At 57.8% G+C, this 26,146-nt stretch carries 18 protein-coding genes; 12 read left to right on the top strand and 6 right to left on the bottom strand.

Annotation, left to right across the window (positions count from 1 at the left end; genetic code table 11):
* Nucleotides 1-53 precede the first annotated feature (53 nt).
* Nucleotides 54-5,612 (top strand): trifunctional serine/threonine-protein kinase/ATP-binding protein/sensor histidine kinase, encoded by a 5,559-nt coding sequence (locus tag BUS12_RS15075; RefSeq protein WP_083640396.1) that lies wholly within the window; start codon nt 54-56, stop codon nt 5,610-5,612.
* An 84-nt stretch (nt 5,613-5,696) separates the two neighbouring features.
* Nucleotides 5,697-6,377, top strand: coding sequence for a response regulator transcription factor (locus tag BUS12_RS15070; protein ID WP_074267538.1), 681 nt, complete (start codon nt 5,697-5,699; stop codon nt 6,375-6,377).
* A 49-nt stretch (nt 6,378-6,426) separates the two neighbouring features.
* On the opposite strand, the gene BUS12_RS15065 is transcribed toward BUS12_RS15070, so the two are convergent.
* Nucleotides 6,427-6,852: a response regulator transcription factor gene (locus tag BUS12_RS15065; RefSeq protein ID WP_083640395.1), complete on the bottom strand. Its 426-nt coding sequence runs from the start codon at nt 6,850-6,852 to the stop codon at nt 6,427-6,429.
* Nucleotides 6,853-7,285: 433 nt separating this feature from the next.
* Here BUS12_RS15065 and BUS12_RS15060 point away from each other — a divergent pair, with 433 nt between their 5' ends.
* From BUS12_RS15060 to BUS12_RS15020, 9 genes are all read left to right on the top strand, one after another.
* Nucleotides 7,286-7,822, top strand: coding sequence for a DUF3331 domain-containing protein (locus BUS12_RS15060; RefSeq protein ID WP_367117614.1), 537 nt, complete (start codon nt 7,286-7,288; stop codon nt 7,820-7,822).
* A gap of 100 nt (nt 7,823-7,922) precedes the next feature.
* A complete protein-coding gene (locus BUS12_RS15055) occupies nt 7,923-8,129 on the top strand; it encodes a hypothetical protein (protein WP_074296368.1) in 207 nt (68 codons plus the stop codon).
* Between the two features lie 961 nt (nt 8,130-9,090).
* A complete protein-coding gene (locus tag BUS12_RS38200; protein ID WP_074267541.1) occupies nt 9,091-9,429 on the top strand; it encodes a hypothetical protein in 339 nt (112 codons plus the stop codon).
* Nucleotides 9,401-10,639 carry an efflux RND transporter periplasmic adaptor subunit gene (locus tag BUS12_RS15045; protein ID WP_083611629.1) on the top strand — a complete coding sequence of 413 codons (1,239 nt, stop codon included), beginning with the start codon at nt 9,401-9,403 and terminating at the stop codon, nt 10,637-10,639. The genes BUS12_RS38200 and BUS12_RS15045 overlap by 29 nt, the downstream gene beginning before the upstream one ends.
* A 22-nt stretch (nt 10,640-10,661) precedes the next feature.
* Nucleotides 10,662-13,847, top strand: coding sequence for an efflux RND transporter permease subunit (locus BUS12_RS15040; RefSeq protein ID WP_074267543.1), 3,186 nt, complete (start codon nt 10,662-10,664; stop codon nt 13,845-13,847).
* Between the two features lies 1 nt (nt 13,848).
* Nucleotides 13,849-15,318 carry an efflux transporter outer membrane subunit gene (locus tag BUS12_RS15035; RefSeq protein WP_074296367.1) on the top strand — a complete coding sequence of 490 codons (1,470 nt, stop codon included), beginning with the start codon at nt 13,849-13,851 and terminating at the stop codon, nt 15,316-15,318.
* 777 nt (nt 15,319-16,095) lie between these two features.
* Nucleotides 16,096-16,815 carry an SDR family oxidoreductase gene (locus tag BUS12_RS15030; protein ID WP_074267545.1) on the top strand — a complete coding sequence of 240 codons (720 nt, stop codon included), beginning with the start codon at nt 16,096-16,098 and terminating at the stop codon, nt 16,813-16,815.
* Nucleotides 16,816-17,173: 358 nt separating this feature from the next.
* Nucleotides 17,174-17,497: an NIPSNAP family protein gene (locus BUS12_RS15025; protein ID WP_074267546.1), complete on the top strand. Its 324-nt coding sequence runs from the start codon at nt 17,174-17,176 to the stop codon at nt 17,495-17,497.
* A gap of 303 nt (nt 17,498-17,800) precedes the next feature.
* Nucleotides 17,801-18,586: an SDR family NAD(P)-dependent oxidoreductase gene (locus tag BUS12_RS15020; protein ID WP_074296366.1), complete on the top strand. Its 786-nt coding sequence runs from the start codon at nt 17,801-17,803 to the stop codon at nt 18,584-18,586.
* Between the two features lie 205 nt (nt 18,587-18,791).
* Here BUS12_RS15020 and BUS12_RS15015 read toward each other — a convergent pair whose 3' ends face one another.
* From BUS12_RS15015 to BUS12_RS14995, 5 genes are all read right to left on the bottom strand, one after another.
* Entirely contained in the window at nt 18,792-19,886 is a 1,095-nt protein-coding gene (locus BUS12_RS15015) for a porin (protein ID WP_074296365.1), read from the bottom strand.
* 133 nt (nt 19,887-20,019) lie between these two features.
* Nucleotides 20,020-20,994 carry an ABC transporter permease gene (locus BUS12_RS15010; protein WP_074296364.1) on the bottom strand — a complete coding sequence of 325 codons (975 nt, stop codon included), beginning with the start codon at nt 20,992-20,994 and terminating at the stop codon, nt 20,020-20,022.
* 4 nt (nt 20,995-20,998) lie between these two features.
* Nucleotides 20,999-21,928 (bottom strand): ABC transporter permease, encoded by a 930-nt coding sequence (locus BUS12_RS15005; protein WP_074267549.1) that lies wholly within the window; start codon nt 21,926-21,928, stop codon nt 20,999-21,001.
* The gene (locus BUS12_RS15000; RefSeq protein ID WP_074267550.1) at nt 21,925-23,487 is read right to left on the bottom strand and encodes a sugar ABC transporter ATP-binding protein; all 1,563 of its coding nucleotides are present in this window, start codon (nt 23,485-23,487) and stop codon (nt 21,925-21,927) included. The genes BUS12_RS15005 and BUS12_RS15000 overlap by 4 nt, the downstream gene beginning before the upstream one ends.
* Nucleotides 23,488-23,547: 60 nt before the next feature.
* A complete protein-coding gene (locus BUS12_RS14995) occupies nt 23,548-24,624 on the bottom strand; it encodes an ABC transporter substrate-binding protein (RefSeq protein WP_083611630.1) in 1,077 nt (358 codons plus the stop codon).
* 1,157 nt (nt 24,625-25,781) lie between these two features.
* Here BUS12_RS14995 and BUS12_RS14990 point away from each other — a divergent pair.
* Nucleotides 25,782-26,006 carry a hypothetical protein gene (locus BUS12_RS14990; protein ID WP_083640484.1) on the top strand — a complete coding sequence of 75 codons (225 nt, stop codon included), beginning with the start codon at nt 25,782-25,784 and terminating at the stop codon, nt 26,004-26,006.
* The last annotated feature ends 140 nt before the right edge of the window (nt 26,007-26,146 follow it).

The raw sequence follows: 26,146 nt of genomic DNA, 5'->3' as shown, positions 1-26,146 counted from the left end.
GAAAACGCAACGTACCGGTGTAGGCAAGTCGCTGGCGTCACAAAGGAGAGGGTGTGGCCATCGCGAACTGTCAGATCCTTGAGCGGGTCTGCGCGACAGCGGGCTCCGACCTCTTCCGTGGACGCTCCGCGGATGGGTCGACGGTACTGTTGAAGTTGCCTGCGGAAAACGCCGACCCAGTCCAATTCGCTCTGCTGAAACGCGAACACCTCCTGCTGCAATCTTTAAACGTCGCGGGGATTGCGAAACCGCTCACGTTAATCGATGAGCGAATCGGCCCGGTGCTGGTGCTCGAAGACTTCGCCGGCGAGTCGCTCGAAGCCGTTTTGGGTCGTGCGCCGCGAATGGACCTGCCTGTTTGCCTGCGTATCGGCCGTCATCTGGCGGATACGTTCGCGGGTATCGATGCCGCGCAGGTTATCCACCGCGATATCCGACCCGCCAATCTCCTCGTCGAGCCTGGCACTGGCCGGGTTCTACTGGTGGATTTCAGTATGGCGACGGCAAAGGAAGCCAGCACCGTCCCGACGAGGGAGGTCACCGCCCCCGCTGGAGATTGGGCTTACGTGTCCCCCGAGCAAACGGGCCGCATGAATCGTCCGGTTGATTATCGGACCGACTGCTATTCGATGGGTGTAATGCTCTATCGGATGCTGACCGGCCAGCTGCCATTTCAGGCGAACGACCCGCTGGAATGGACGCATTGCCATATCGCCCGTATGCCGATACCACCGACGGGGATCACGCCCGAGGTGCCACAGCCGGTGTCGGATATCGTGATGAAGATGCTGGCCAAGCTACCAGAAGACCGCTACCAAAGCGCGCAAGGCCTGAAGGCCGATCTCGATCGGTGTCTGGTGCAATGGCGGACCTCGGGTCAGATCGAGCCGTTCCCGCTCGGCAGGGAAGATATCCCGGTACGTTTCCATGCCCCGCACAAGCTCTACGGGCGGCGCCACGAAGCAGCGAGGCTGCTAGGCGCCTTCGAGCGGACGGCGGCCACCGGCGAGGCCATGCTGGCGATCGTCTCCGGGTACTCCGGCATCGGCAAGTCGACGCTGGTCGAGGCGTTGCGCAGGCCGATTGTGGCGAACCGTGGTTACTTCATTTCGGGCAAGTTCGATCAGGGCCAGCGCTATTTTCCTTATGCTGCCATCATCAAGGCGTTTCGCGAACTGGTGCAACAACTACTGGCGGAAAGCGAAGCGCGCGTCGCCGGCTGGCGGCAACGGATCCAGGCCGCGGTCGGCACCAATGGCCAGCTTATTGTCGATGTGCTGCCCCAGGTCGAGTTGATTATCGGCGCGCAATTGCCGGTGTCGGCGTTGCCGCCGACCAAGGCACAAAACCGGTTCCGCGTGGTGTTCCGGCAATTCGTCATGGGGTTCGCGAGCGAGGCACATCCTCTGGTTCTCTTCCTGGACGATCTGCAGTGGATCGATCCGGCTAGCCTGACGCTCGTCGAGGACCTGATCACACACCCGGACACACGCTATCTGCTGCTAGTGGGTGCTTTTCGTGATAACGAAGTGAGTGCCACGCACCCGTTGATGACGAGCGTCGAGAGGATCCGCCAGAATGGCACATCGGTGAACGAGCTTCAGCTCGCGCCGCTGTCGGTCGTGGATCTGAACCGGCTGGTGGCCGACACGCTCCGTGCACCATCTGCTGCCGCCTGCGAACCGCTCACGCGGCTTGTTCGCGAGCGCACAGGGGGCAATCCGTTCTTCTTTATCCAGTTCCTGGATGTGCTGCACCAGGAGGGGTTGCTGCGGCACGATGCGCAACACCGGGCCTGGCGGTGGAACCTGGATCAGATCAGGGCTAAAAATTTTGCCGGCAACGCCGTCGACCTGACGGTGGGTAAGTTGCGACAATTGAGGGTCGCGGCACAGGAAACCTTGCGACTGGCGGCATGCCTCGGCAACACTTTCGACCTTCGCCATGTCGCGCTGGTCAGCGGCAATTTGGCGTTCGCTGCATGGCAAGGCGTGAGGGAGGTCAAGGTCGAGGTCGAGCAAGCCCTCGCGGCCGCGGCGCGCGAAAATCTGATTGTGCTTGCCGACGGCACCGGCAAGTTCCTGCATGATCGGATCCAGCAGGCCGCTTACGCGCTGATTCCCGACGCGGAGCGCGCCGGCGTCCACCTAAGCATCGGTCGCGTGCTGCTGGCCAACCTGACTGCAGACGAACTTGCAGAGCATGTGTTCGATGTCGCGAACCAGTTCAATCGGGGCGCAACCCTGCTCACCGGGCATGATGAGAAAGTGCAGATCGCGGCGCTCGACCTGAGTGCCGGGCGCCGGGCTAAGTCCTCGGCAGCTTATGCGTCTGCGTGCGTGTACCTGGCGGCCGGCATGGACCTGCTCGACGACGGCAACTGGGTCAGCCACCGTGACCTGATGTTCAGTCTGCGGCTCGAACGCGCGGAGTGTGAGTATCTGACAGGTCGCGCCGACAAGGCTGAGCAACTCATCGAGGAGCTATTGCGGCGATGCGTGTCGAGAGTCGATCATGCGGCCGTCTGCCATATGAAGGTGCGGCTGCATATCGTCAAGTCGGAGAACCGGCAGGCCGTCGACAGCGTGCTCACCTGCCTGCGCCTGTTCGGCATCGATCTCCCGGCGCACCCGTCTCAGGAACAGGTCGAGGCCGAATACGAAGCGGTCTGGCGCAACCTGGCGGGTCGCCCGGTCGAGAGCTTAATAGACGTGCCGCTGATGACCGATCCGGAACTGCAGGTCGCGATGCGTCTTCTCTCGACCCTGTATGAATCCGCCTACTTTATCGATTTCCAGTTGTTGTGCCTGCACCTGTGCCGCATGGTGAACATCAGCCTGCTGCACGGCTCGAGTGGTGCGTCCGCGTACGCCTGCTTCGGGTTTATCCTTGGCCCGGTGTTTCGCCGCTACCGCGACGGTTACCGTTTCGCCAGGCTTGCATGCGACCTGGTCGGCGAGGGCGGTTTCCCTGTCGATAAGGCATTAGTCTATATCGCAACGGGACACGTTGCTTTCTGGACCCAGCCGATCGAAACCGTGATTGACTTCCATCGGGCAGCGTTTCGCACCGCGACCGAGACGGGCGATCTGACGACGGCTTGCTACAGTGCGTTCCATTGCACCAGCGACCTTCTACTGCGGGGCGATCCGCTCGAAACGGTCTGGCGCGAGTCGCAGCGGAGCCTCGACTTCGTGCGCAAGGCCGGGTACCTCGACGCGGCGGACGCCATAGTGTGCAACCAACGCTTCATTGCGACCATGCAGGGTCATACCGCGAAATTATCCACGTTTAGCGACTCGCAGTTCGACGAAGCGGCGTTTGAGGCGCAACTGACGGACGACCGGATGAGCTCGATGGTCTGCACGTACTGGATCTTCAAACTGCACGCGAGATTTCTGGCAGGCGACTACGTAGCGGCCCTCGACGCCGCCCAACGGGCGCAACCGCAATTGTGGGTCCTGGTCGGCCTCTTTCAGTCACTTGACTATTTTTACTACACGGCGCTGACGTTGGCTGCACTCTATGAGAACGGGTCCGCTGGCGAGCAGGTCGCGTGGCACGCCCTCCTCGACGAGCACCGGGAGCAATTGCGCGAGTGGGCTGACACCTATCCGCCTACGTTCGCGGACAAGCACGCCTTGGTGTCGGCTGAGATCGCCCGGATCGAAGGGCGGAACCTCGATGCGATGTGTCTGTACGAAGTGGCCATTCAAGCGGCCAGCGATCAAGGGTTTGTCCAAAACGAAGGCATCGCTCATGAACTGGCCGCCGGATTTTGCCGTGCCCGCGGATGGGCGAGCGCCGGCCGCGCCCATCTGAACGAAGCGCGCAGCTGTTTTGAGCGCTGGGGCGCACACGGCAAAGTCAGGCAGCTCGACGCGCGCATATCGCCAATACGCGAAGTGGCAACGTCTCGACTCGCCACGCCTGTTGGCAATGTGGTGCAACTCGATCTGCTGTCGGTCGCCAAAGCCTCGCAGGCCATATCTAGCCATATCGTGCTTGACGATCTTGTCGACACGCTAATGCACATCCTGCTCGAAAGTGCCGGCGCGCAAACCGGCCGGCTGTTGCTAGCCCACAATGCCAGCTTGGCACTCGTGGCCGAAGCGAGCGTCGCGCAGCAGACCGTTCACGTCCGGCGGCACTTGGGCGACGTGTCGCACGGCTCGGCCCCGCCGGAGTCAGCCGCGCGCGAAGCGGCGTTGCCGGACTCCATCGTCAACTATGTCCAGCGCTGCCAGGAGCGGGTGCTGCTGGATGATGCGACGCAAGCGAACCCCTTTTCGGCAGACGAATACCTTACCCGCCGCCAACCGAAGTCCGTGTTGTGTCTGCCTCTCATGCGCCGTTCCGAATTGATCGGCTTGCTGTATCTGGAGAACAACCTGGCCATCCAGGCGTTCACGCCTGAGCGCATAACCGTCCTCGAATTGCTGGCCTCGCAGGCCGCGATTACCCTCGAGAACGCTCGTCTGTACCGCGATCTGGCGGAACGCGAAGCAAGGATCCGACGTCTCGTCGAGGCCAACATTGTGGGTATTTTCACTTTCCATCTCGATGGCCAGATTCTCGAGGCCAATGAAGCGTTTCTCCGGATCGTGGGATACGACCGCGAGGACCTCGAGTCGGGACGGATGTGCTGGACCGACATGACCCCACCCGAGTGGCTCGAGCGCGACAACCAGCGAATCGCGGAGCTCACGACGACAGGGACATTACAGCCCTTTGAGAAGGAATATTTCAGAAAGGATGGCAGCCGTGCGCCCGTGCTGATCGGCGTGGCGACGTTCGAAGTAGGGCAGCACCAAGGTGTCGGTTTCGCACTTGATTTGACCGTGTGCAAGCGGGCGGAAGCCGAAGTGCGGGAGAGCGAGGAGCGCTACCGTGAAGTGCAGATGGCGCTCGCGCACTCTAACCGGGCCGCGACGATGGGGCAGCTCACAGCCTCGATTGCCCATGAGGTCAGGCAGCCGATCACTGCGGTAGCGACCTATGCTTCGGCCGCCTCGCGCTGGCTGGACGCGAGGCCCGCTAACCTTAATGAGGTCAGGCAGGCGCTCGATGGCATCGTCTATGAGGCAACACGCGCTGGCGGCATCATTAGCGGGATTCGCGACCTGGTCAGAAAAGCGCCTCCACGCAAGGACCGGGTAGACATTAACGAGGCGGTCGTCGAGGTGATCGAACTGACGCGGGGCGAAGCGGCGAAGTACGACGTCTCAGTGCTGACGGCACTCGGCGATGCCTTGCCTCTCGTCCTGGGTGATCGCGTTCAGTTGCAACAGGTGATGCTCAACCTGATCGTCAACGCCCTTGAGGCGATGGGCTCAACGAGCACGAGTCCCCGTGAGATACTGATTAGCACAACTGTAGATTTATCGGATGGCGTGTCTATCGTCGTGCGGGATTCTGGTCCGGGGCTCCCTCCGGATGAGTTCAGTCGCGTCTTCGATCCGTTCTACACGACGAAGGAGAATGGCCTAGGCATGGGCCTGTCGATCTGCCGTTCAATCGTCGAGACGCACGGGGGGCGGTTGTGGGCTTGCAAGAATGAACCGCGAGGAGCTGTCTTTCAGTTCACGTTGCCTGCTGGGGGGGGAGAGTAGAAGTGGTACCTGCTTCGCTCGGGGGCGTAGAATAATTGCATGCCAACGGGACGCGGCCGCGTTCCGGTTTCGCGAGGTGGCCGAATGACTACTGGAACGAACTCCCGTAAAACAGCCGAAACCGCAGCAACCGAAGGCTCCGTCGTCTACATCGTCGATGATGACAAGGGAATCCGGCTTTCCCTTAGCACCCTTATGCGCTCAGTCGGCCTGCGGGTCGAAGCGTTCGAATCCCCGGACGAATTTCTACGGTGCCCGCCCGCCGCCGGACCAAGTTGCCTCATCCTCGACGTGCGACTCCGCGGAAAGAGCGGCATGGCGATTCACGAAGATATCGTGAATCGCGGCATGCGTATTCCCGTTGTATTCATGACCGGTCACGGAGACATCGAGATGGGCGTGAAGGCAATGAAGGCCGGCGCGCAGGACTTCTTTGCGAAACCGTTTAAGGACCAGGACATGCTCGACGCCGTTGCTCAGGCTCTGGCGCGAGACAACGAGCGGCTCGCGGCAGAAGCCGCGCTGGCCGATCTGCGTGCGTTATACCAGTCCCTTTCGCCGCGCGAGAAAGAAGTGATGGGCTTTGTGCTTTCCGGTCTTCTGAACAAGCAGATTGCCTATGAGATGAACCTGAGTGCGATCACGGTTAAGGTTCACCGTGGACACGTCATGCGTAAAATGAACGCGTGCTCGATGCCGGATCTGGTCCGCAAGGCCGAATCGCTCGGTATAGGGCCCTCTCTGCCTCGCGGCGATCATCATTGAGCGTCATCGTGTCAGGTAATTCGGACTTCTTCTCAGCGCCGTTCCATCGCTAAGGACTACCAAGTGCTACCGAGAGCCAGTGAGTCAAAGTGGCTGTGTCATAAGGTTTCGGCAGCAACACGAGTGCGCCGGCACTCACGACTTGCGCCCGTAGAGGTGCGCTCGGACAGGCGGTGATAAATATGGTCGGTGGATTATGCCCCTGAGCACGAAGGTGCTCATACATCTCGATACCGGACATCCCTGGCATTAAAACATCGGAAATCAGGCAGGCGGTGTGAGCAGCCTCCCCTGACGAAAAAAATTCCTCCGCCGACTTATACATGCGCACCTGCCAACCCAGCGACCGGATCAGGCTGTCCAGGGCATGACGAACCGCTTGGTCATCATCGACAATCGAAACAACAGGCGAAATTTGCAAAATGCCCTCTCGACCTCTCGTTTTAAGGGACGGCGTGAGGCCGGTGCAGTCCATCTCTTTTTCATCTGCAGATTAGCTTATAACCATGTGCGGCGACATGATACGAACGTATATGCGAATCGAACCAACTCTGCGGCAGTCTCGTCTTTGCGCAGATCGGCGCCGCGCATGAAGCTTCCTTGCCGCGCTTATACCCTCGTATATGCGACTTACCTCAATGCGGCGTCAGAATATCCTACCGGGGAATAGATTCGCTCTTCCGCAAGAGCTACTCTTCTCACATTGAGGCCACACACCGTTACGACAGCGCAAAGCGTGCGGCGCGGCTTGGGCCAACATTGCTGCGGAACTGCCGCCCACCCCGTTTGAGCGTTTAACTTCTTCGAAGAGTCATCTCAATATGTGTCCAGTAGCCGTAAGTTAGTGGTCATTCGACCGTACTGCTAAATTTGATTGATCTTCACTCGTCGCTAAAGAGAGGAACGCGATGTTGAACGCTGAGTGCGATTCGCCCCTTGAGACATTCTTAAACAATGATTCTTACCATGCGTCTATTGGCCCCATGCTGCTAACGGCCGACCTCCTATCATCGCATCGGCCAGCCGGTCATACTTCAGCGGACCCTTGGACTTCGATGCTCGCAACCATCCGTGAGTTTTCTTCACCGCCAGATCCGAAGCGACAGCCTCCGCATTTGTCTAGGCGTTCCTGGTCCGATGGCGGCCAGCGCCTTCCACGCAAGAGCGACCGCGGGGAAGTGCGGCCTTATACGGTAAGGGTTGTGGAGGCATTGTCCAATTCGCGCTTCTCCCTGTGCTGGCACGATCCGACGCTTTGCAACTACGAGGAGCAGGTCTGGGTGCCGTGCCGCGCTCGCTCGTCCGGGCGTTGTGCCTTGTCTGGCAAACGTATTGGCCGCGGCGATTGCGTCTATCGACCCCGAGGCCGCGGACCATCGAGGCCACTCAACGGCGACGCCATGATTCTGGCCAGCGAGCTGGCCACGCACCGCGCAATCGCTTGAGACGCTGTGGGGAGGGGCGATTCGCGCTTACTGGTGAAGCATTGCCAGGGTGTTGCCACTGCAGTCGTGTGCTCCAATATCAGGCCGCACGAGGTTTAGCATGAAGCTAGAGTCCGCCAAGTTTTTGCAACTGCGCCGTCTCGCTCCCGTTCTCGATGACGTATTAAGCGCGGGCGAGGTTGAGTACGCGGAGCAGGCCTTGGGACTTGCTTCACTCGCCCAGCTGTGTTTACAGTTGTTCGACGCGTACCAGCGCCAATACCCAGACGAGATCGCGCAAGCGCGGCTTGACGCTCTCCATCTGTAGTAGCGCGTCAGCGCGAGAGAGGCAGCCTACGTGGTCATTCCTTTGTGTGACCGTGCTTGCGTTCGCCTTGAGATTGGCAGACGTATTATCTCCACTTGTTCGTCGTATGAAGGACCGGACACTAACTTCGGTACGCGGTCAGTTCACCAATCCCTTCCTGCATTGCCGTTACCACACCGACGCAAAAAGAAGCGGCCTCTTCGCGCCGAGGCATTCCAGGCGTGGGAAAGCGTGACGCGCGCTCCGGTGCTGTAGCGATACTCTGATTAGAGTCGGCGTCTTTATACACAGTGTGTTCGAGAGCGTGCCGTTCGATAACGTGACAATGCCAGGGGTTGACCGACGGCGCGTCTTTGGAGGGTGTGCCGTTCCGTTTCCATTCGGAGGAAGGCATGGGAATACCAGATGCTCTTCGGATAGAACTGCGGGAGCGACTGTGGCAACTAGCGTAGTGACGGAATTTCGGAAAGGGCAACGATCGTGACAGACCCAGAATTGACGTGAGACGTTTCTTTGCTCGCCTGCGCGAAATGTCGAAATTGAACCTCGAAAAAGTCACGTTCGAGGTTAGCTATGCCATACCGTTATTAAAGACATGACGAAACGGGGGTCCTAATTTGATGCAAGAAGAACGAGAATGATTAGACACCGTATTTGATTCGGCTCTAGCAATATAGGATCCTTTATGTTCTCGGTTGTTGGAGTCGTCAACTAGGTAAGAGGCGGTGGCGCCCGGTCGACTCTAGTGAACGGATGTGACGTTCGCGCTGTTATTCTAAATCCCGAGAAGGTGTCTTCGTTGGTGCCAGGTGTGATGACGCGAATACCATTCGCAGCGAATGCCGTATCGATGTTGAAGATCGCAATGATAAACGTCGTGGCGTATCGGAAGTGACTCTTCAGCCAGAGACTGTACAGAAACATTGAGCGGTTCGCCAGACGACAGGCGAGCGTAGCTTTCGTGTCGGTCGTCCGTCTTTATTTTGATTTCGCACGAGATGCACATGGGCTTGTGACGCGCATCGGCGCTGCCATGACGAAACTGCATCTGAAAGATGCCATCTTTGCTGTCGGAAAAGCGGACTTGCTGGGCCAGAATGCGTGTGATGTCGTGATGGCATTCAATCGCTTTTTTTACTTCGATGTGAGCGAAAAACTTTACACGCATCAGGTACAAGACGGGGTGACCGGGGCGCAGCGGGGCAGTGTCTCAGGAACCGAGGATCAGGCAAACGAAGTAGCGATACTTTCAAATCGACGAGGGTCAAGTAATGTCTCAACCAACGACACATTTCTTTAAACGAAAGCGAATCGTACTCCAGATAATGACGCTGGCGGTCGTCGTGGGCAGTAGTCTGCTGCTTAAAACGCATGCATCCGCTTCGGCCGATTCGGTGAACGCCGCGCCAGCACCTCAGGTGACAGTAGCGCAGGCCCGTACGTTTCAGGTGGATGACCGTCAGGTATTCACCGGCAGATTACAGGCCGTCGACACGATTGACGTACGACCACGAGTGAGCGGATACGTGGATGAGGTGCTGTTCAAGGAGGGCACCCGGGTACACAAGGGCGACGTACTGTTCCGGATCGATCCGCGTCCTTATCGCGCCGAGGTAGACCGTCTGACAGCGGAACTCGCGCAAGCTCAGGCGGAGGCGGTGCAAGCCCGGTCCGATTCGGATCGAGGTAAGCGATTGCTGATGCAGAGTGCCATTTCGCGCGAAGCGTCGGAGCAACTTGACACCGCGGCAAGCACATCGCATTCGAAGGCGCTTGCGACCGGCGCCCAGCTCGACGCGGCGCAACTGAATCTCAGCTTCACAGACGTGCGTGCGCCGATCGACGGGAAGGTCAGCTATGCGATGATCACTGCCGGCAACCTGGTCACGCCAGATGCGGTCCTGACCCGCGTCGTCAGCGTCGACCCCATCTACGGATATTTCGACGTCGACGAACAGAGCTACCTTACGCTCCAGCATTTTCGCGATGACGGTCATAGCGTGCCCGAAGTTGCAATGGCCCTCGCGGACGAGCACGACTTCACGCACGTCGGTCATCTGGATTTCGTTGACAATCAACTCGACTCTGGTTCGGGAACCATTCGCCTTCGAGCTGTATTTCCCAACGCGCAAGGTGCGTACACGCCAGGACTCTATGCACAGATCCGCCTTCAGGAGAGCCATCCGGTGCCGCGCATCCTCCTGAGGGACACGGCAGTGGGAACTGATCTGGGGGATCAGTTTGTTTACGTGGTCGGGCCAGATAGCAAGATCATCTACCGCAAGGTGTCGACAGGTCCGGTGTTTGCCGGCTTGCGCGTCGTCGAAAGCGGTATTCAGCCAGGCGAGCGGGTGGTCGTTGATGGCCTGCAACATGTTCAACCGGGCATGGTGGTACTGCCGATCACCGTCTCAATGGATGCGCAGCTCAACGACCGCCAAAAGGCTGAGCTCGCAAGTGTAACCAGACCGGTTGCCGGATCTGGCACAACCGCACTGGCTGCACGATAGCCGCTTCATCGAGACTCAAGTCATGAAAGGTATAGCTAATTATTTTATCGACCGACCGATCTTCGCTGGTGTTTTGTCGGTTCTGTTCGTGATCGCTGGTGCCATTGCGCTAGTGATGCTGCCAGTCAGTCAATATCCGGACATCGTACCGCCGACTGTTGTCGTGCAGGCGAACTACCCGGGGGCAAGTCCCGAGACGATTGTGCAGACCGTGGCCACACCTCTTGAGGAGCAGATCAACGGCGTCGAACACATGCTGTACACATCGTCGCAGGCGACGAGTGACGGACGGCTTGCGCTGACAGTTACCTTCGCACTCGGCACCAACCTCGATACGGCGCAGGTTCAAGTGCAGAACCGGGTGGCGCAGGTGTTATCGCGCCTGCCCGATGAGGTTCAGCGCCTCGGCGTGACGACCCAGAAGAGTTCGCCGGAGGTCACACTGGTAGTGCATCTGGTGTCGACGAACCATCGCTATGATGGTCTCTATCTCTCGAACTACGCCCGCACACACATTCGCGATGAATTGTCTCGTCTCGATGGCGTCGGTGACGTGCAGATCTTCGGTGCGGGTGAATACAGCATGCGCGTGTGGCTGGATCCGCAACGTATGGCACAACGCGGACTGACGGCACCTGACGTTATAAAGGCGATTCGGGAACAGAACGTTGAGGTGGCAGCAGGCACGCTTGGCGCTCCCCCGATGCATACGGACGACGCATTTCAATTGAATGTGAATACTCAGGGGCGTCTCGTTTCCGAAGACCAGTTCCGCCGAATTATTTTGCGCAGCAGTGGCGACACGGGTGTCGTGCATCTTGGCGATGTCGCGCGCGTCGAACTCGGCGCGGACCTGTACGCGCAGCGTAGCCTGCTGAACAACGATCCGGCTGTTGGTATTGTGTTGTTCCAGCGCCCAGGCAGCAACGCAATCCAGACGTCGAACGAGGTCATGACGACAATGAAACGCCTGAAGGCGAATTTTCCGGAGGGTCTGGACTTTCGAATCATCCGCGACGATACGCAGTTCGAGCGGGCGTCCATCGAAGCGGTCGTTCATACGCTTTTCGATGCAATTGCGCTTGTGGTGCTGGTCGTTATTCTTTTCCTGCAGACGTGGCGTGCATCGATCATTCCACTTATTGCGGTGCCCGTGTCGCTGATCGGCACGTTCGCTGTTATGGATGCAGTCGGCTTCTCGCTCAATACGCTGTCGTTGTTCGGGCTCGTGCTGGCGATCGGAATTGTTGTCGACGACGCAATCGTCGTGGTTGAAAACGTTGAGCGGCATATCGAGCTGGGACAGAGTCCGAAGGAGGCGAGCCGACGTGCGATGCGGGAAGTCACTAGCCCAATCGTTGCCACGGCACTGGTACTGTGTGCAGTGTTCATACCGGCTGCTTTTATCAGTGGGCTCACCGGCGCGTTCTATCGCCAGTTCGCGCTAACGATCGCAATCTCGACGGTGATCTCCGCGTTCAACTCCCTGACGCTGAGCCCGGCGCTTGCCGCAATACTGCTCAAGTCTCACGACGCGCCTAAAGATGCGCTGACAGTATGGATCGACCGCCTGTTCGGCTGGTTATTCAGACCCTTCAACCGGCTGTTCGTGACTGGCGCGGGTCGTTACGTCGGCGGTGTGAGTCGGGTGTTGGGCCGTTCGTCGGTTGCGCTTGTGGTGTATGGCGGTCTGATTGTGCTCGCGGCGGTCGGCTTTATGCGAGTACCGACTGGTTTTGTGCCGACGCTCGACAAGCAACTCATTCTCGCATTTGTCCAGTTACCGAGCGGCGCGTCACTCGACCGCACGGAAGGCGTCGTGCGCGAGATGACTGACATCGCAGCTCATCAGCCTGGCGTCTGGCGCTCCGCGTCATTTCCGGGTCTGTCGATCAATGGCCTCACGAATAGCAGCGATTCGGGTGTGATCTTCCTTCTTCTCAAGCCGTTTGAGGAACGGAGGGATCCGTCGCTGTCGGCCGACGCGATCATTGCTGCGTTGAACAAGAAGTATGCGGCTATCTCTGGCGCCAGCATTGGCGTCGTGCCCGCGCCGCCGGTGGACGGCATGGGCGAGACGGGCGGGTTCCGGATGCAGATTGAAGACCGTGCTGGCTATGGTTCGATGGAAATGCAACGCCAGATTGATAAACTCATTGCGCTAGGCGCGAAAGAGCCCGCATTGAGCCCGCTCTATTCGAGCTTCGACGCACGCGTACCGCAAGTCCGCGTGGACATAGACCGCGAGAAGGCGAAGCTTGAGGGTCTCGACATGACCGACGTCGCCGACACGCTTCAGGCGTTCACGGGCACCTTCTACGTGAATGACTTTAACCGCTTCGGTCGCACGTACCAGGTGAATCTCTCCGCTGAACCGGACTTCAGGCGCACGCTTGACAACATCGGGCAACTGAAGGTCCGTAACTCTTCGGGGGTCATGGTGCCACTAGGCTCGTTCGTGTCAGTGCAGCGCACCGTCGGGACGGAGCGTTCGATGCACTACAACGGTTATCCCACGGCGGAAATCAACGGCGGCGCCGCGCCGGGTTACAGCACCGGACAGGCACAGGAAGCGATGGAGCGCATTGCGCGCGAGAATCTGCCGAGAGGGATGACGTTCGAATGGACCGATCTGACGTACCAGCAGATCCTTGCGGGTAATACGGCTGTACTCGTATTTCCTTTGTCCGTGCTGCTGGTGTTCCTCGTGCTCGCCTCCCTGTATGAGAGTGTTTCGCTCCCGCTGGCGGTCATCCTGATTGTACCGATGGTACTTTTGTCAGCTATTGGTGGCGTGTGGCTCACACATGGCGACAACAATATATTCACGCAGATCGGTTTGATCGTGCTGGTAGGCCTCGCGTGCAAGAACGCAATTCTTATCGTGGAATTTGCACGCGACGCACAAGGACGCGGTATGGATCGCAAGCAGGCAGTCCTTCAGGCAGCGCACCTGCGTCTGAGGCCGATCCTGATGACATCGGTGGCATTCATCATGGGTGTTGTTCCACTGGTGTTGGCTCACGGCGCGGGGGCGGAGATGCGACACGCGATCGGTGTGGCGGTGTTCGCTGGGATGTTAGGCGTGACGGCGTTCGGATTGGTGTACACGCCTCTTTTCTATGTGTTGGTACGCGGGTTCGTGGAACGGCGTGAGGCGCGCCGCAGTAAGGCTATCCAAAGCGCGCCGGTTCTCGGGGAGCACTGAAATGAATAGGCTGAATCCTTTCTCGGCTGTTGCAGCAATCCTGTCTGCGCTGGCGCTCGCTGGGTGCGTGTCCGTCGGGCCCGATTACCACGCCGCCGCCCCAGCGGTACCGAAGCTGCTCAACGTCGATCCGATGCGTGAGAACAACGGGAGCTTCCAGGCACAATGGTGGAAGCAGTTTGGAGATCCGACGCTTGATGCCCTTATACAGATGGCGGCGCTCGATAACCTCGATCTACGCGTTGCACAGGCACGCCTCCGTGAGTCGCGGGCCTTCGTAAGCGGCGCGGAGTCGGCGGAGATTCCAACCGTTTCGGCTGGGACCAGTTTTGCGCGCACCTATGGTCAGTATCCGGGAATAACCACGGACCAGGTTAGCTACGACGAGTATCGCGCTGGGTTCGATGCCAGTTGGGAACTTGATCTGTTCGGTGGCATCCGACGCGAAGTGGAATCGTCGAAGGATGAACGCGATGCACGGCAGGCGGCATTGCGCGGCGCCCAGGTTTCCGTCATTGGCGAAGTGGCCCGTAATTACTTCATGATGCGCGGTTCACAGGCACGAATCGCCATTGTCCAGAACGACATCAAGACGCTCCAGGAGACGCTGCGTCTCGTGCAGGCGCAGGCGAATGTTGGCACGGGCTCGGAGCAGGATGTCGCAAGCGCGGGCGCTCGGTTGAGTGCAGTGGAGGCGCAGTTGCCCAATCTCAGGATAGACGAGCAGACCGCACAGTTCCGGCTTGCGGTGCTGCTTGGCAAGCGCCCCGGCGAACTTGACGTCGATTTGTCGCCGCGCACTTCCGAGCCAATCGCCGTGAGCCTACCCATGGGGTCAATAGGCGATGTGCTTGCGCGTCGACCTGACGTGCAGGAAGCGGAGCGTCGACTGGCGGCATCGACCGCGCGTATCGGCGTTGCGGAGGCCGACTTCTATCCGCATGTTTCACTGGTCGGATTTCTCGGCTTTCTCTCGAGCCAGGGCACGGATTTCTTGACGGCGGGTTCGCAGGCATGGTCGATCATGCCGGGTATTACCTGGGATGGTTTGAATGTACAGCGCGTGCGTGCAAACCTTCATGCGGCGCAAGCCCGCTCGGACGCTGCGCAAGCCGCTTACGAGCAAAGCATTCTTCTCGCTATCGAGGACGTTGACAGCGCGCTCACGTCTTACAACGAAACTCATGCTCGGGTCGGCAAACTGATCGATCAGTTTTCGCAGAGTCACCGCGCAGCTGATCTCGCGCGCGTCCGCTACCGGGAGGGATCGACAGGTTTTCTGGAACTGCTCGATGCCGAGCGGGTAGAGCTCGCTGCGGGGGATGATCTGGCGCAGGCCGAGTCGGATATTAACGTACGCGCTGTGGCACTGTACAAGTCACTCGGCGGAGGGTGGGAAGCCTGTGGGGGTGATCGTTGCGATGCACTTGCGCTGACCCAGACCTCAACACACCCCTCTACGGCGCGCTGATCTGGCCGCCTTAACCTCAGCGGCGGTATCAACGTTGAGAGCATTCCGTACATTGATCGCCTCGTTTTCTGTGCCGGAGGTCGCTGGTTGAGACTGGCGGCCTCGATTTTTTTTGCATTTTCAGGTTTTTGCGCAAAGCTCTGCGCGCCATCCATAGATCGTTCGGCGCCTACCTGATCTCCTCGTGACAGGCCAGCGCACCGCCTTAGCATCATGCGCCTTCCGATACCCGATATCCGGCGTGCGCCGTGACAACGTGGGTTGTTGCTTCCCCGCGATTGTCGTCGCATCGCCCTCAATCTGCCAATACCTCTGAAAGATCGCTGGCAGCACCACGGAGCGTTCGAATTGCAAAGGACCTCGGGAAAGACCTGATCACGCAACTGGATTCTTCGATACGCCATGAGACGATACGATAAGCCAGTAGTCAATTACACACCTAAAGTTGCTTCGCAGGGCTCACGGGCAGATGTGATCTAAGCGAAGTACGAAGACCGAGGGAAGTGACTTCTTCTACTAGATGAAACTGGGAGGTGGTGTCAGGTTGGCCGCATACCGGCGGCTGGTACAACTCGGGACCTTTGGGGCAGATATGAACGAGCGCGGCTCCGGTTCCAGTCGGGACCAGACGATAACCCATCGGTTGTTGCCAGCCTCAAGCGAAGAGTAATGGAGCCTGACGTCACAGTGCGGAGCAATGTGGAATGGACAAATCTATTGTGATGGCAATGATTCAAAAAGTCAGACTGGAATTTTTCTAACGTATCGGAGGAAACGGTGTCGCTTAAAGATAAACGGATTGTGATTCTCGGTGGATCGTCGGGACTCGGTTTCGCGACGGCGAAAGCAGCGGCAGATGAAGGTGCACTCGTGGTCATTGCATCTAATAGTCAGGCGCAGATAGAGCAGGCGAAGGACAAGCTCCCCTCGAGTGCTGAAGGGCACGTGATCAACCTGCTGGATGAGGACAGCATCAAGTCATACTTTGAAAAGATCGGAGCATATGATCACCTCGTGTATACCGCCGGCGATCCTTTGCGAGCGGTCAATCAGAAAGACATGAGCTTTGAGGAAGCGCAAAGGTTTTTTGGAGTTCGCTACTGGGGCGCCTTTCTGGCCACAAAATACGGTGCAGGAAAAATTCGCGAGGGTGGCTCGATCGTCCTTACTTCGGGGATGACATCGCAACGCCCTCTTAAGAGCATGTCGGTGGTTTCGAGCGTCTGTGGGGCGGTTGAAGCGCTCGCGCGTGCCCTTTCAGTAGAACTGGCGCCGCTGCGGGTCAATGTAGTTTGCCCAGGAACGGTCAAGACTGAACTTTGGAATACCTTTCCCGAGGCCGCCCGTGAAGCGATATTCCAAAGTGCGGAACAGAGTCTGCTCGTTAAGCATGCCGGTGAACCTCATGAAGTCGCCGAAGCTTACCTCTATCTGATGCGAGGCGGCTTCACGACCGGTCAGGTAGTGGTAGCCGATGGAGGGTTAGCAGTAGGCTGAGGCATTGTCGCCATGTAAATGTACCGAGTGGCTTTGCGGTGACTTGCCGCTCGGCTCAGTCGAAACAGGGGGCATCCACGGAAAAGTAGCTAACGACGATGGATGTTTGATGCATCAATCACCACAACTTACATAGGACTATTTAGGAAATGACTATTGCGAAAGATTCTGTGTAGCCCATCCGTTTGAAGCGGACGAAGTGGTGGCAGCCCATCTGTAATTGATTCGCAATGGCGGACGTCGATCGTAGACGCCGCGTTAGAGTGGAGTCAGGAAGGCGAAAATCCCTGCACTGACAGTCGTAATAAAATTAGTTATCCAAATGTGTTTTCCACATGAAGAAGGGAGGTTGATTGAGATGTTCTACGAACTGCGCACCTATATCTGTACGCCCGGTCGGCTCCACGCTGTCGCGGAACGATTCGAACATCCGGTACTGGGTATCTTTCATGAACTGGGCATCCAGACAATCGGATTCTGGACCACCGAAGCAGACAGTAAGTCCGAACTGATTTATCTGCTGAAGTGGAACAGCGAGGCCGAACGCGCCGAAAAGATGGGGGCGTTTCTGAAAGACCCACGCTGGCTGGAAGCGAAGCTGAGTTCCGAGCGTGACGGCCCGATCGTCGAATCGTTCTCGGCGAAAACATTGACGCCCACTACGTTTTCCGCGCTGCGATGAGAAAACGCGGGACGCCTCAATCCGAATCTCAGGTAACGGACATTCGAACGAAAGAGACATCCCTGAGTGAAGTCAACACGCAAGATGTGAGCTTTCTCGAGCATGAATGAGGGCTGAGCTTCGCTTACATCGTCGCTAACTGGTCCATTGGACTTTGTCTTGTTTTTGGGTTAGGTCCGCTCGCCATTACCGGCGAGCTGGCCAGCAAACACGTGGGTCTTGAGAAGGAATTACGTAGTCACCTTCGCGTCTTGGTGCCGCTTACGGCTCTGGACGCTAATGATACTTAAATGGAGATATGTTATGAACAGGCTTTCGAACAAGGTGTGTCTGGTTACCGGCGGGGGAGGAGCGATTGGACATGCGACAGCCAAGGCCTTCAAGGACGAGGGCGCAACGGTCATCATTTCGGATATCAGCGAGCGTCTGTTGGATGAATCCGCTGAAGAAATCGGGTGTTCGTCGGTGGTTCAGGATGTCACGAGCGAGGAGCAATGGACGCAGGTCATCGATGAAATCGAAAAGAAGCATGGTCGCATCGATGTTCTTGTGAACAATGCAGGCATTCTGGGGTCCACGGAGAACGTAAACCCGGAGACCACGCAGGTCGACGAATTCCGTCGCATCCAACTGGTCAACGTCGAGTCGGTGATGCTTGGGTGCCGTAGCGTAATTCCTGCAATGAAGCGTGCGGGCGGAGGGTCCATCGTCAACATCTCCTCGATTGCCGCAGTACTCGCAACGCCGTTTGAGGTCGCATATGGTGTGAGCAAAGCAGCGGTTCGCCACCTTAGTTGGTCTGTAGCGGCGCACGGCGCTCCGTTCGGCATTCGCTGCAACAGCATCATGCCGGGCCAGATTGAGACGGGTGACGGCGGCATGATGGATTCGATTTTAAAGGGTGCTGCGCGTCGTGGCGAGTTTTCGGACCCGGAAGCAGCACGAGCCACGTTCACGGCGCTCATTCCGCTCGGTGCGCTTGGGACGCCACACGACGTTGCGATGGGGGCGGTCTACCTGGCCTCAGACGAGAGCCGGTATGTCAGTTCAATTTCGCTGCAAATTAGTGGAGGCTGGCTGGTGCTGTAACGGCGGATTCCGGCGTACTGAAAGCGTTCGAAACCGGTCGGAGACGGCGGTTGTTCTGCAAAGCGCGGGGCGAACCGCCGGCAACCGGAAAAGGCACACTCCGACCGTTCCCATTCATAGTAGTGTTGTCGCGTTGGTGGCAAGTTGAGGGTGACGCGGCGACAACTGCGGGCACGAAACGGACCACGTTGCCGCGGCGCCGCCTTCAAAATGAGTGTGTGATGCCGACGCGAGTGACAACCTGGTTTTGCGTGCTGGATGGGTTGAAGGACGTTATCTGCGCGTATTGGGCGGCCCCAGCGGCGTGTTGGTAGATTCCCATTACGTAGACGGACGTGCGCTTCGAGAGACTGTATTGCGCAATCAGGTTAACCTGGTGGTACTTCGGCGACGTGTCGGTTGCATGCTCGAGGCCGGTCGTGAATGTATATCCAGCCCCGATGATCAACGCGGAGTTGACCGAGTAGATACCCGATACCTCATAGTTTTGGAAGTGCAGGTCATGTCCTCCAGGGCCCGCGGCAAAATCGACGTTCGAATAGTCGGCCCCGACCTTGAGCGAACCAAGCACGTAGGCGGCGCCGGCCGACAGAGCACCCTGATAACGCGCGTTCGCGAGTGCGTCGCCGTAGATCGTGTTGACGTAGCCGCCGCCGCTGCCATAGCCGGCGACCGCCGTGATCGGATCGTTGATGCGAAGGTAGCTGACGCCCGCACTGAACGTGCCATGCGAGTAACCCGCGGCCGCACTGTACGAAGAGTTGTTGGAGAACTGGCCGGCAACACCCCCGAACGAGTAGTGACCCTCGAACGTAAAACCCACGAGATTGGGGCTCACATACTTGACCGAGTTGTTGATTGGGAATCCGTTGTCTAGATTGTCCATATCGTTCGGGTGTGCGAAGTACCAGCCGCCATACTGGCCGTTCAGCGTGAACGGCTCGACGATGTCGACGGATGCATCCCATTGCTTGCCAAACGTTAGCTGACCGTATTGATTGGACTTGATGCCGACATAAGCATTACGGGAAAACGCCAGACCACCGCCCAAACCTCCCGTCGCCGCGTCAAAGCCGCTTTCGAGCCGAAAGATCGCCTGATTGCCACCACCAAGGTCTTCCGTGCCGAGAAGGCCCCACCGGCTACCGAGGGGAACGCCGCTTTGCATCTGCGTGAGCTTGCCACCGCTGCCGGGCACAACGTTCCCGTTTGAGCCGCTGACAACGTTGTTCGCGTAATCGATGCCGACGTCGATTACGCCGTAGAGCGTGACGGTGCTTTGGGCATGAGCGCCTGCCATTGCGAGCGCCAGCGGCAGTGCCGCAAGAGTGTTTCTTTTCACTACTGTCTCCTTGTAATGAGGCCGCGAGCGGCGGCCAGGTCTTCTTCGTGTCGAACTTCATGCGCTATGTCGCTTTGCGCAAGGCGACGTATCACCGGCTTCGAAATGTGAAGACAAGTGCGGCTAGCGCAATAATTGCTCCTTGGACCATGGCTTGACCGGCGGCGCCGAGTCCAAAACCGATTAACAGGCTAAAAAGGTAGGTAAGCATGAATGCGCCGACAGCCGGCCCCAGCATGCGTCCCTTACCGCTGCCGAAACTCACGCCACCGAGAATGACTGCCGCCAGCGAGTTAAGTACCATGTCCTGACCGATGTTCGTGTTGCCCACCGAGACTGAGCCAACGAGCAAAAGAGCGGCCAATGCGGTTGTCAGTCCAGAGAAGATATGGGTAATCGACATGACGCGAAGGCTTGGTATGCCGGACACGGTTGCGGCGGTCGGGTTGGATCCAACCGCGTCTAGATAGCGACCGAACACGCACGTGCGCAAGCTAAGGGCGAATGGGATGAGCACTGCGACCCACACAATCGCCGCGATCGGAAGCGACCCGATGCGACCCGAACCCACGATCCGCAGAAGGTCGGGTGTTTCGCCGGGTTGATGGTATTGGCTCGCTGCAACGACGGAGCCTGTTAGGACGATGGCCATCGCGAGCGTGACGACTACCGCCGACGCCCGGAGGCGAGTGATGATCAGGCCGTTGATGGTTCCGATGAGTGCCCCCGAAAGCAGCGCCAGGAAGACCAGAGCGGGAACCGGCAGCGGGATTGCCCCGCTGGTGACTATCCAGATGACGACTACGACGACCCCACTGATTGAAAGGTCGATGGAACGACTCCGGACCACCAGAGACTGTCCTATGGTGACTACACCCAGGATCGCACCCTGCTTCAGGATTGCAAGAAGCAGCAACGGGGAGAGCAGGGCCGGGCGCGTTGCCCAGGCCACTAGCAGCAGAATTCCGAGGCCATACCAGGATGGCGGTTGATTAGAGAGAAAGCCATAGAGTCTGCGAGCGGCGCGTTGGCTATCGGGAGTTTGTTGGACTGTGATTGCTGGCATGGTATTAAAACCCTATGATCGTTCGACGCTGAAAGCTGATAGCAATGAGCAATAGCACCCCAGTAGCGGCAGATTGCAGGAACGCGTCGATACCAACAAGGTTCATTCCATTGCGCATCAGGCCCAAGGTGAGAACGCCGCAAAATGCTCCCACGGCACTGCCGATTCCGCCGGAGAATTGGACTCCGCCAAGCGCGACGGCTGTAATCGTTGCGAGTGCGAACTGCGCTCCTATGACGGGGTCGCCAGCGCCGATTCGACCTGTAAGTACAACACCAGCACAAGCGGCAAACAGACCTCCGGCAGCGTACGCTGCAACGATGATCTGACGGTCCGTTACGCCGTTAAGCGATGCGTTGCGCGGGTGTGCGCCGACCGCATAAAGGCGTAGACCAAAACGCGTACGGGCGAGAAGCCACCCTACGACTATCACGCAGCCTAGTAGCAGCAATATGCTGACCGGCAGGCCGGCGATAGTCGAGTTGATGAAGGCCGGTAAGAACGGAGGAGCAAGCCCTCCGGCCGTTGGGAGCCAGTACAACGCCAGTCCCTGGACGAACGTCATGGAACTGAGCGTGGCGATAATCGGATGCATACGGGCCACGGACACCGCGAGACCGTTGGCGATACCGATGACACAACCCAATAAAAGAGCGAGTGCGATACCCGCGGTTGACCCGACAGAAGCGGAGGCGACGCAGGTAGTCAGACTGATTACTGAACCAACGGACAGGTCGATTCCGCCCACCAGGGCGACCAGCAACTGGCCCAATGTAGCAATTGCAAGCGGTGCGATCTGGGCCGAGAGATTAGAAAGATTGCCGCGATTCAGGAAATCGGTGGCGGCAAAGGAAAGCCCAACGATAAGCGCGATCGGCATCGACACGACGTAGGGTTTAAGGCCGGAGCGGGAGTTGGGACCGAATGGGTTCATTGCGTCTTCTCCGTTGATTGTCGCTGTGAGACGCCGAGCGCGTGCGACATGACAGTTTCTTCTGATGCTTGAGTGCCATCAATTTCAGCGACAATAGTGCCTGCCCGCACGACAAGAATACGGTCACACAGCCCGATGAGTTCTGTCAGTTCGCTGGAGCCGACGAGTACCGCTCCACCCTCGTCGGCAAATCCGCGTAGTAGCCGATAGATATCTGCCTTGGCGCCTACGTCTACGCCGCGGGTTGGCTCCTCGATGAGCAGGATGTCGATGTCAGCGATTAGCGCTCGTGCCAGTAGAACCTTTTGCTGATTCCCGCCAGAAAGGGTTGTGACAGACTGCTTTGGATGCTTTACCTTGAGACCGATCCGCGCAATGACGTCTTCTACAAGCGAAGATTGGGCTGAAGCGTGGCCGTATAGCGCACTATCCCGATAGGTGCCTATAACGACGTTTTCCGCAACCGAGAGATCCAGGTACAGGCCTTCCGCTTTGCGGTCGCCGGGTACGAAGGCTATCCCGTGGGCGAGGCGCCGCGCCACGCCGGCACTCGGGTCGACTGGATGGGCTTTGCCGACGCTATTGAATTTTTCAATCGTCGCATGCGGTGTTTGCATGAGACCTGCTGCGGCCCGGATGATTTCCCGCTGCCCTTGTCCCTCCAGTCCAACGAGTCCGACAATCTCTCGTCGGTTCAGATTCAAATTCACGGCGCTGCGTCCAGGACCGGAATTCAGGCGTTCACATCGCAACGCACTGGATAGCTGGCCAGACGACCTGTGCGGGAAGAGGTCCTCGATAGGGCGACCGACCATCAGCGTGACGAGTGTGTGTTCATCCAGTTCGCTGCAAGGAGTCGTAAGAACATGCTGCCCATCCTTCAGCACGGTGACGGTGTCGCACAATCGAAAGATTTCATCGAGTCGGTGGCTAATATAGAAGATGGATTTGCCTCTTGCCTGCAGGTCCTTGATGAGTGTCTCAAGCTTTTTCACCTCGGGACCATTTAGTGCTGCCGTAGGTTCATCAAAAATGAATACCGACGCATCTGTCGTGATGCCCTTGGCGATCTCCACGAGTTGCTGTTCGCTCACGGAAAGGCTGCCTGCGAGCGTCCCAGGATCGATGTCTACGCCGAGGGAGTTCAATGTACGACTCGCACGTTCATGCATTTGCTTCCTGTTGATCCATCCGCGCCTGCCAGACTCGCGTCCGATGAAAATGTTTTCGGCGATAGTCAGATTGGGCAGCAGAGTGAATTCCTGGAATATCGTGGAAATGCCATGCTCTCGGGCACTGCGTGGATTGCGCAGCGTTATGGTTTTGCCATGCATGCGCAATTCGCCGGCGCTCGGCCGATACACACCAGCGAGAATCTTCATGAAGGTCGACTTGCCAGCACCATTTTCGCCAGTCACGGCATGAACGGAGCCAGCGTGGCCGGCTATTGAAACACGAGAAACCGCGCGCGTATTTCCAAAATTCATGGAAATGTCGATGCCTTCGATAAGCGGTGGCCACGCCTTCCGATGCGGGGCTTTTTCAGCTTGATACAGCATGTTTGACTCCGTGTGTCAGGGACAGAATGCACATGGGAGGGACGCCTGCCGGGTTGGAGACTATTTGTTTTGATAGAGGTGCTTAAGCGTTGCATCCGGAAGCAACGAACCCACCCAGTAGGAGTCGTTCAGGTCGGGACGGTAATACTTGGTCAGGTTCTCGCGTGTGATGACTTCTCCCCCGTCGCTCCAGTAGCTTCGATACATCTGGTCACCTTCAAGGAGCAACAATGCCGCTCGAAGTGCGACCGGTCCCAGGGACGGAGGGTAGATATATGCTACAAACGGTCCCCCCGACTTCTGGGCGGCTCTGAGAAAGCCATTGTTGCCCTCACCCGTCACAGGAACTGGAGCTTTTCCGACTTCCTGGAAAACCTCCAGGCATCCTCGCGACATCTCACCTCCGGAGGCCCAGATGCCGTCGACCGGCTTTCCTGAAAGGAGCAGGCTTTCACATGCCTGTTTGCCCTTGGCATAGTTCCAGTCGGCATAGACTTCGGCAGAGACCGGCAACCTGGTTACTTTCAACGACTGAGCGAGTCCCGCGTAGCGGTCAGTGTCTTCTGTGTTTCCGGCGATGCCACGAAACGCCCAAATGCTACCTTTGCCACCCAGTTGCTTTGCAAGCCAGTCGGCCATGATCTTTCCTTCAGGAGCCCCGCCGGATAACACGGCGACCGCGACCTGGTCTGAACTGGCGGTGGCCGTGAAGGTAACAACTGGAATCCCTTTCGCGGCCGCTTTGGCGATCTGCGCATTAATGGCGGTCGAGGAAACCGGCGATACTACGATGGCGTCGACGCCCTTCGTTATCTGATCTTCGAGGTCTGCAGCCTGTCTGGCGGCATTCGAATCACTCGATATCACCGTGAGTTTCCCGATTTCGGGATGCAACGTTGCCTCGTGGCGCACCTCCTCGGTTTCCTGGATTAACCATGTCGTAAAAAGACCAGGCATAGCCAAAACGACGTTGTAGGGAGGGCTTTTCTTGAATGCGCCAGCCTTGGTCAGTTGTGCGGAGGTCGGCTTGTATTGTGGATCCTTGAGATCGCCGACCTGCGCGGACGATGGCTGTGCAGCCGTTGCCGTCGAAATTAGTATAACTAATGAAATAAGAGGTGTTTTGAGAGAAATCACGATCTTGTCTCCTTGTTTGAAATTTAATCGTCAGCTATTGCAGCGTTGCGGGATGCTCGTCACGCATCAAGATGGACTCCATACATCAGCACTTCGCATTACGAGTGCGTACGTGGACATCGGGAGAATCTGGTGTCCGGCGGTCGTAGCGTGGCTTGGATCTCCATGCTGTCAGCGTCCTCTCAACCTTAAGCAAACCCAGCGAAAAGCGAAAATCGGCTGGTTGCGTTCACGCATCCCGGTCTGATGGTTTCGAGTTGTATTGCGTTCTCTTGTGGGGTGAGCATGACGTCGTCTCCTGGTTTCATCTATTGGAGGAAGGAACAGACCTCTCGTGTTCTAGATCATTCGGACAACGCTTGCCGACTGCTCCTGCGCTTCCGGCAACTGCTCATGTGAAGCAAGTGTAAGGATGTGTTCGATTTCAGACTTATCGGATCGTCTTGTGACGTATCGGATCGTCCAGTTCCGTCATGAGGTATTTCCCGGAGTTCCATGTGTTGCAATCGTCCGACGACGCTTGTAATTACGCACTTCCTCGTCGAGAGATCTGGTGGCGTGGCATGCACCAATACCAGGCTATAGAGGGAGGGGCGGCAGATGCGGATAGTGTCTAGGCTTGGAGCATCAACGCGCGCGATTCCCTGGATGAGCGCTGGCGTATGCGTTCCTGAGGGCTTCCGCAAAGGGTGCGGGACAGCCTGGGTCAAAGCATTGTGCCTGCTCGTCAGGATCGGCCCGCAACTATGGCCTCCATTCAGCCTTCGACTGGCACCACGCGAAACGCAGAGGACTTCGGGAAAATCCTGACTACGAAGCTGGATTCATGGATATACGACGGGACGTTCCGATAAGAAATAGGACCAACGTGCATCTACGATTGATTTACAGGATCGGCTGGTGCGAGCTTACTAAACCGACTGCACCGAACAATTTATATTTCGTTTAACGAATGTTTCCACCATGAGAAAACGTTGAGCGGATTGGTGTGAAGGTGGGTAACTGCGAGATGGGGACATTGAAGTTCGAGACCGGTTTCTGTGAAGGGAAGCGTAGGGCATGGCGGTGCGGAAGGAAAGGTCCTGTTGGGATATCCGTGCACGCATCAGATTTTTTCTTGAAAGGAGACATCAATGAAGCGAACGCGTCACCCTCTCATGACTGTCCAACTGGACGGCACAGAACTGCGTGCCGATTATTGCGAGCAGACCGGGCGTCTGCGGATTCTTCAGGGAGAGACTGTAGTTCGGAAGTGGCTTCCGCCCAATTCGTGGATTGCCATCGCATCAGTGGTCGGCTCCCGAAACTGGGGGACACGGCCGGACTGCAACGAACTGCAGACTGTGCTGGAGAGCCAGGTATCGCTGCTGCAGATCGGTTAGGCGCGTTGTGGCGCGCCTGGGTCCGAATTTCCGTTGAAGTGCTGAAAATTAGCTGCGTGGGCTGATAATCCAGTTGCTCGTTTTTAGTTTCGAAAGTGTTCATGGTTGCGGGCTGGCGAACTGTGAGAGCGCGCAGTTTG

Source organism: Paraburkholderia phenazinium, assembly GCF_900142845.1.
Classification (GTDB): domain Bacteria; phylum Pseudomonadota; class Gammaproteobacteria; order Burkholderiales; family Burkholderiaceae; genus Paraburkholderia; species Paraburkholderia phenazinium_A.
Note: the sequence above shows the minus strand (reverse complement) of the source record. Positions and strands in the feature narration are given on the sequence as shown.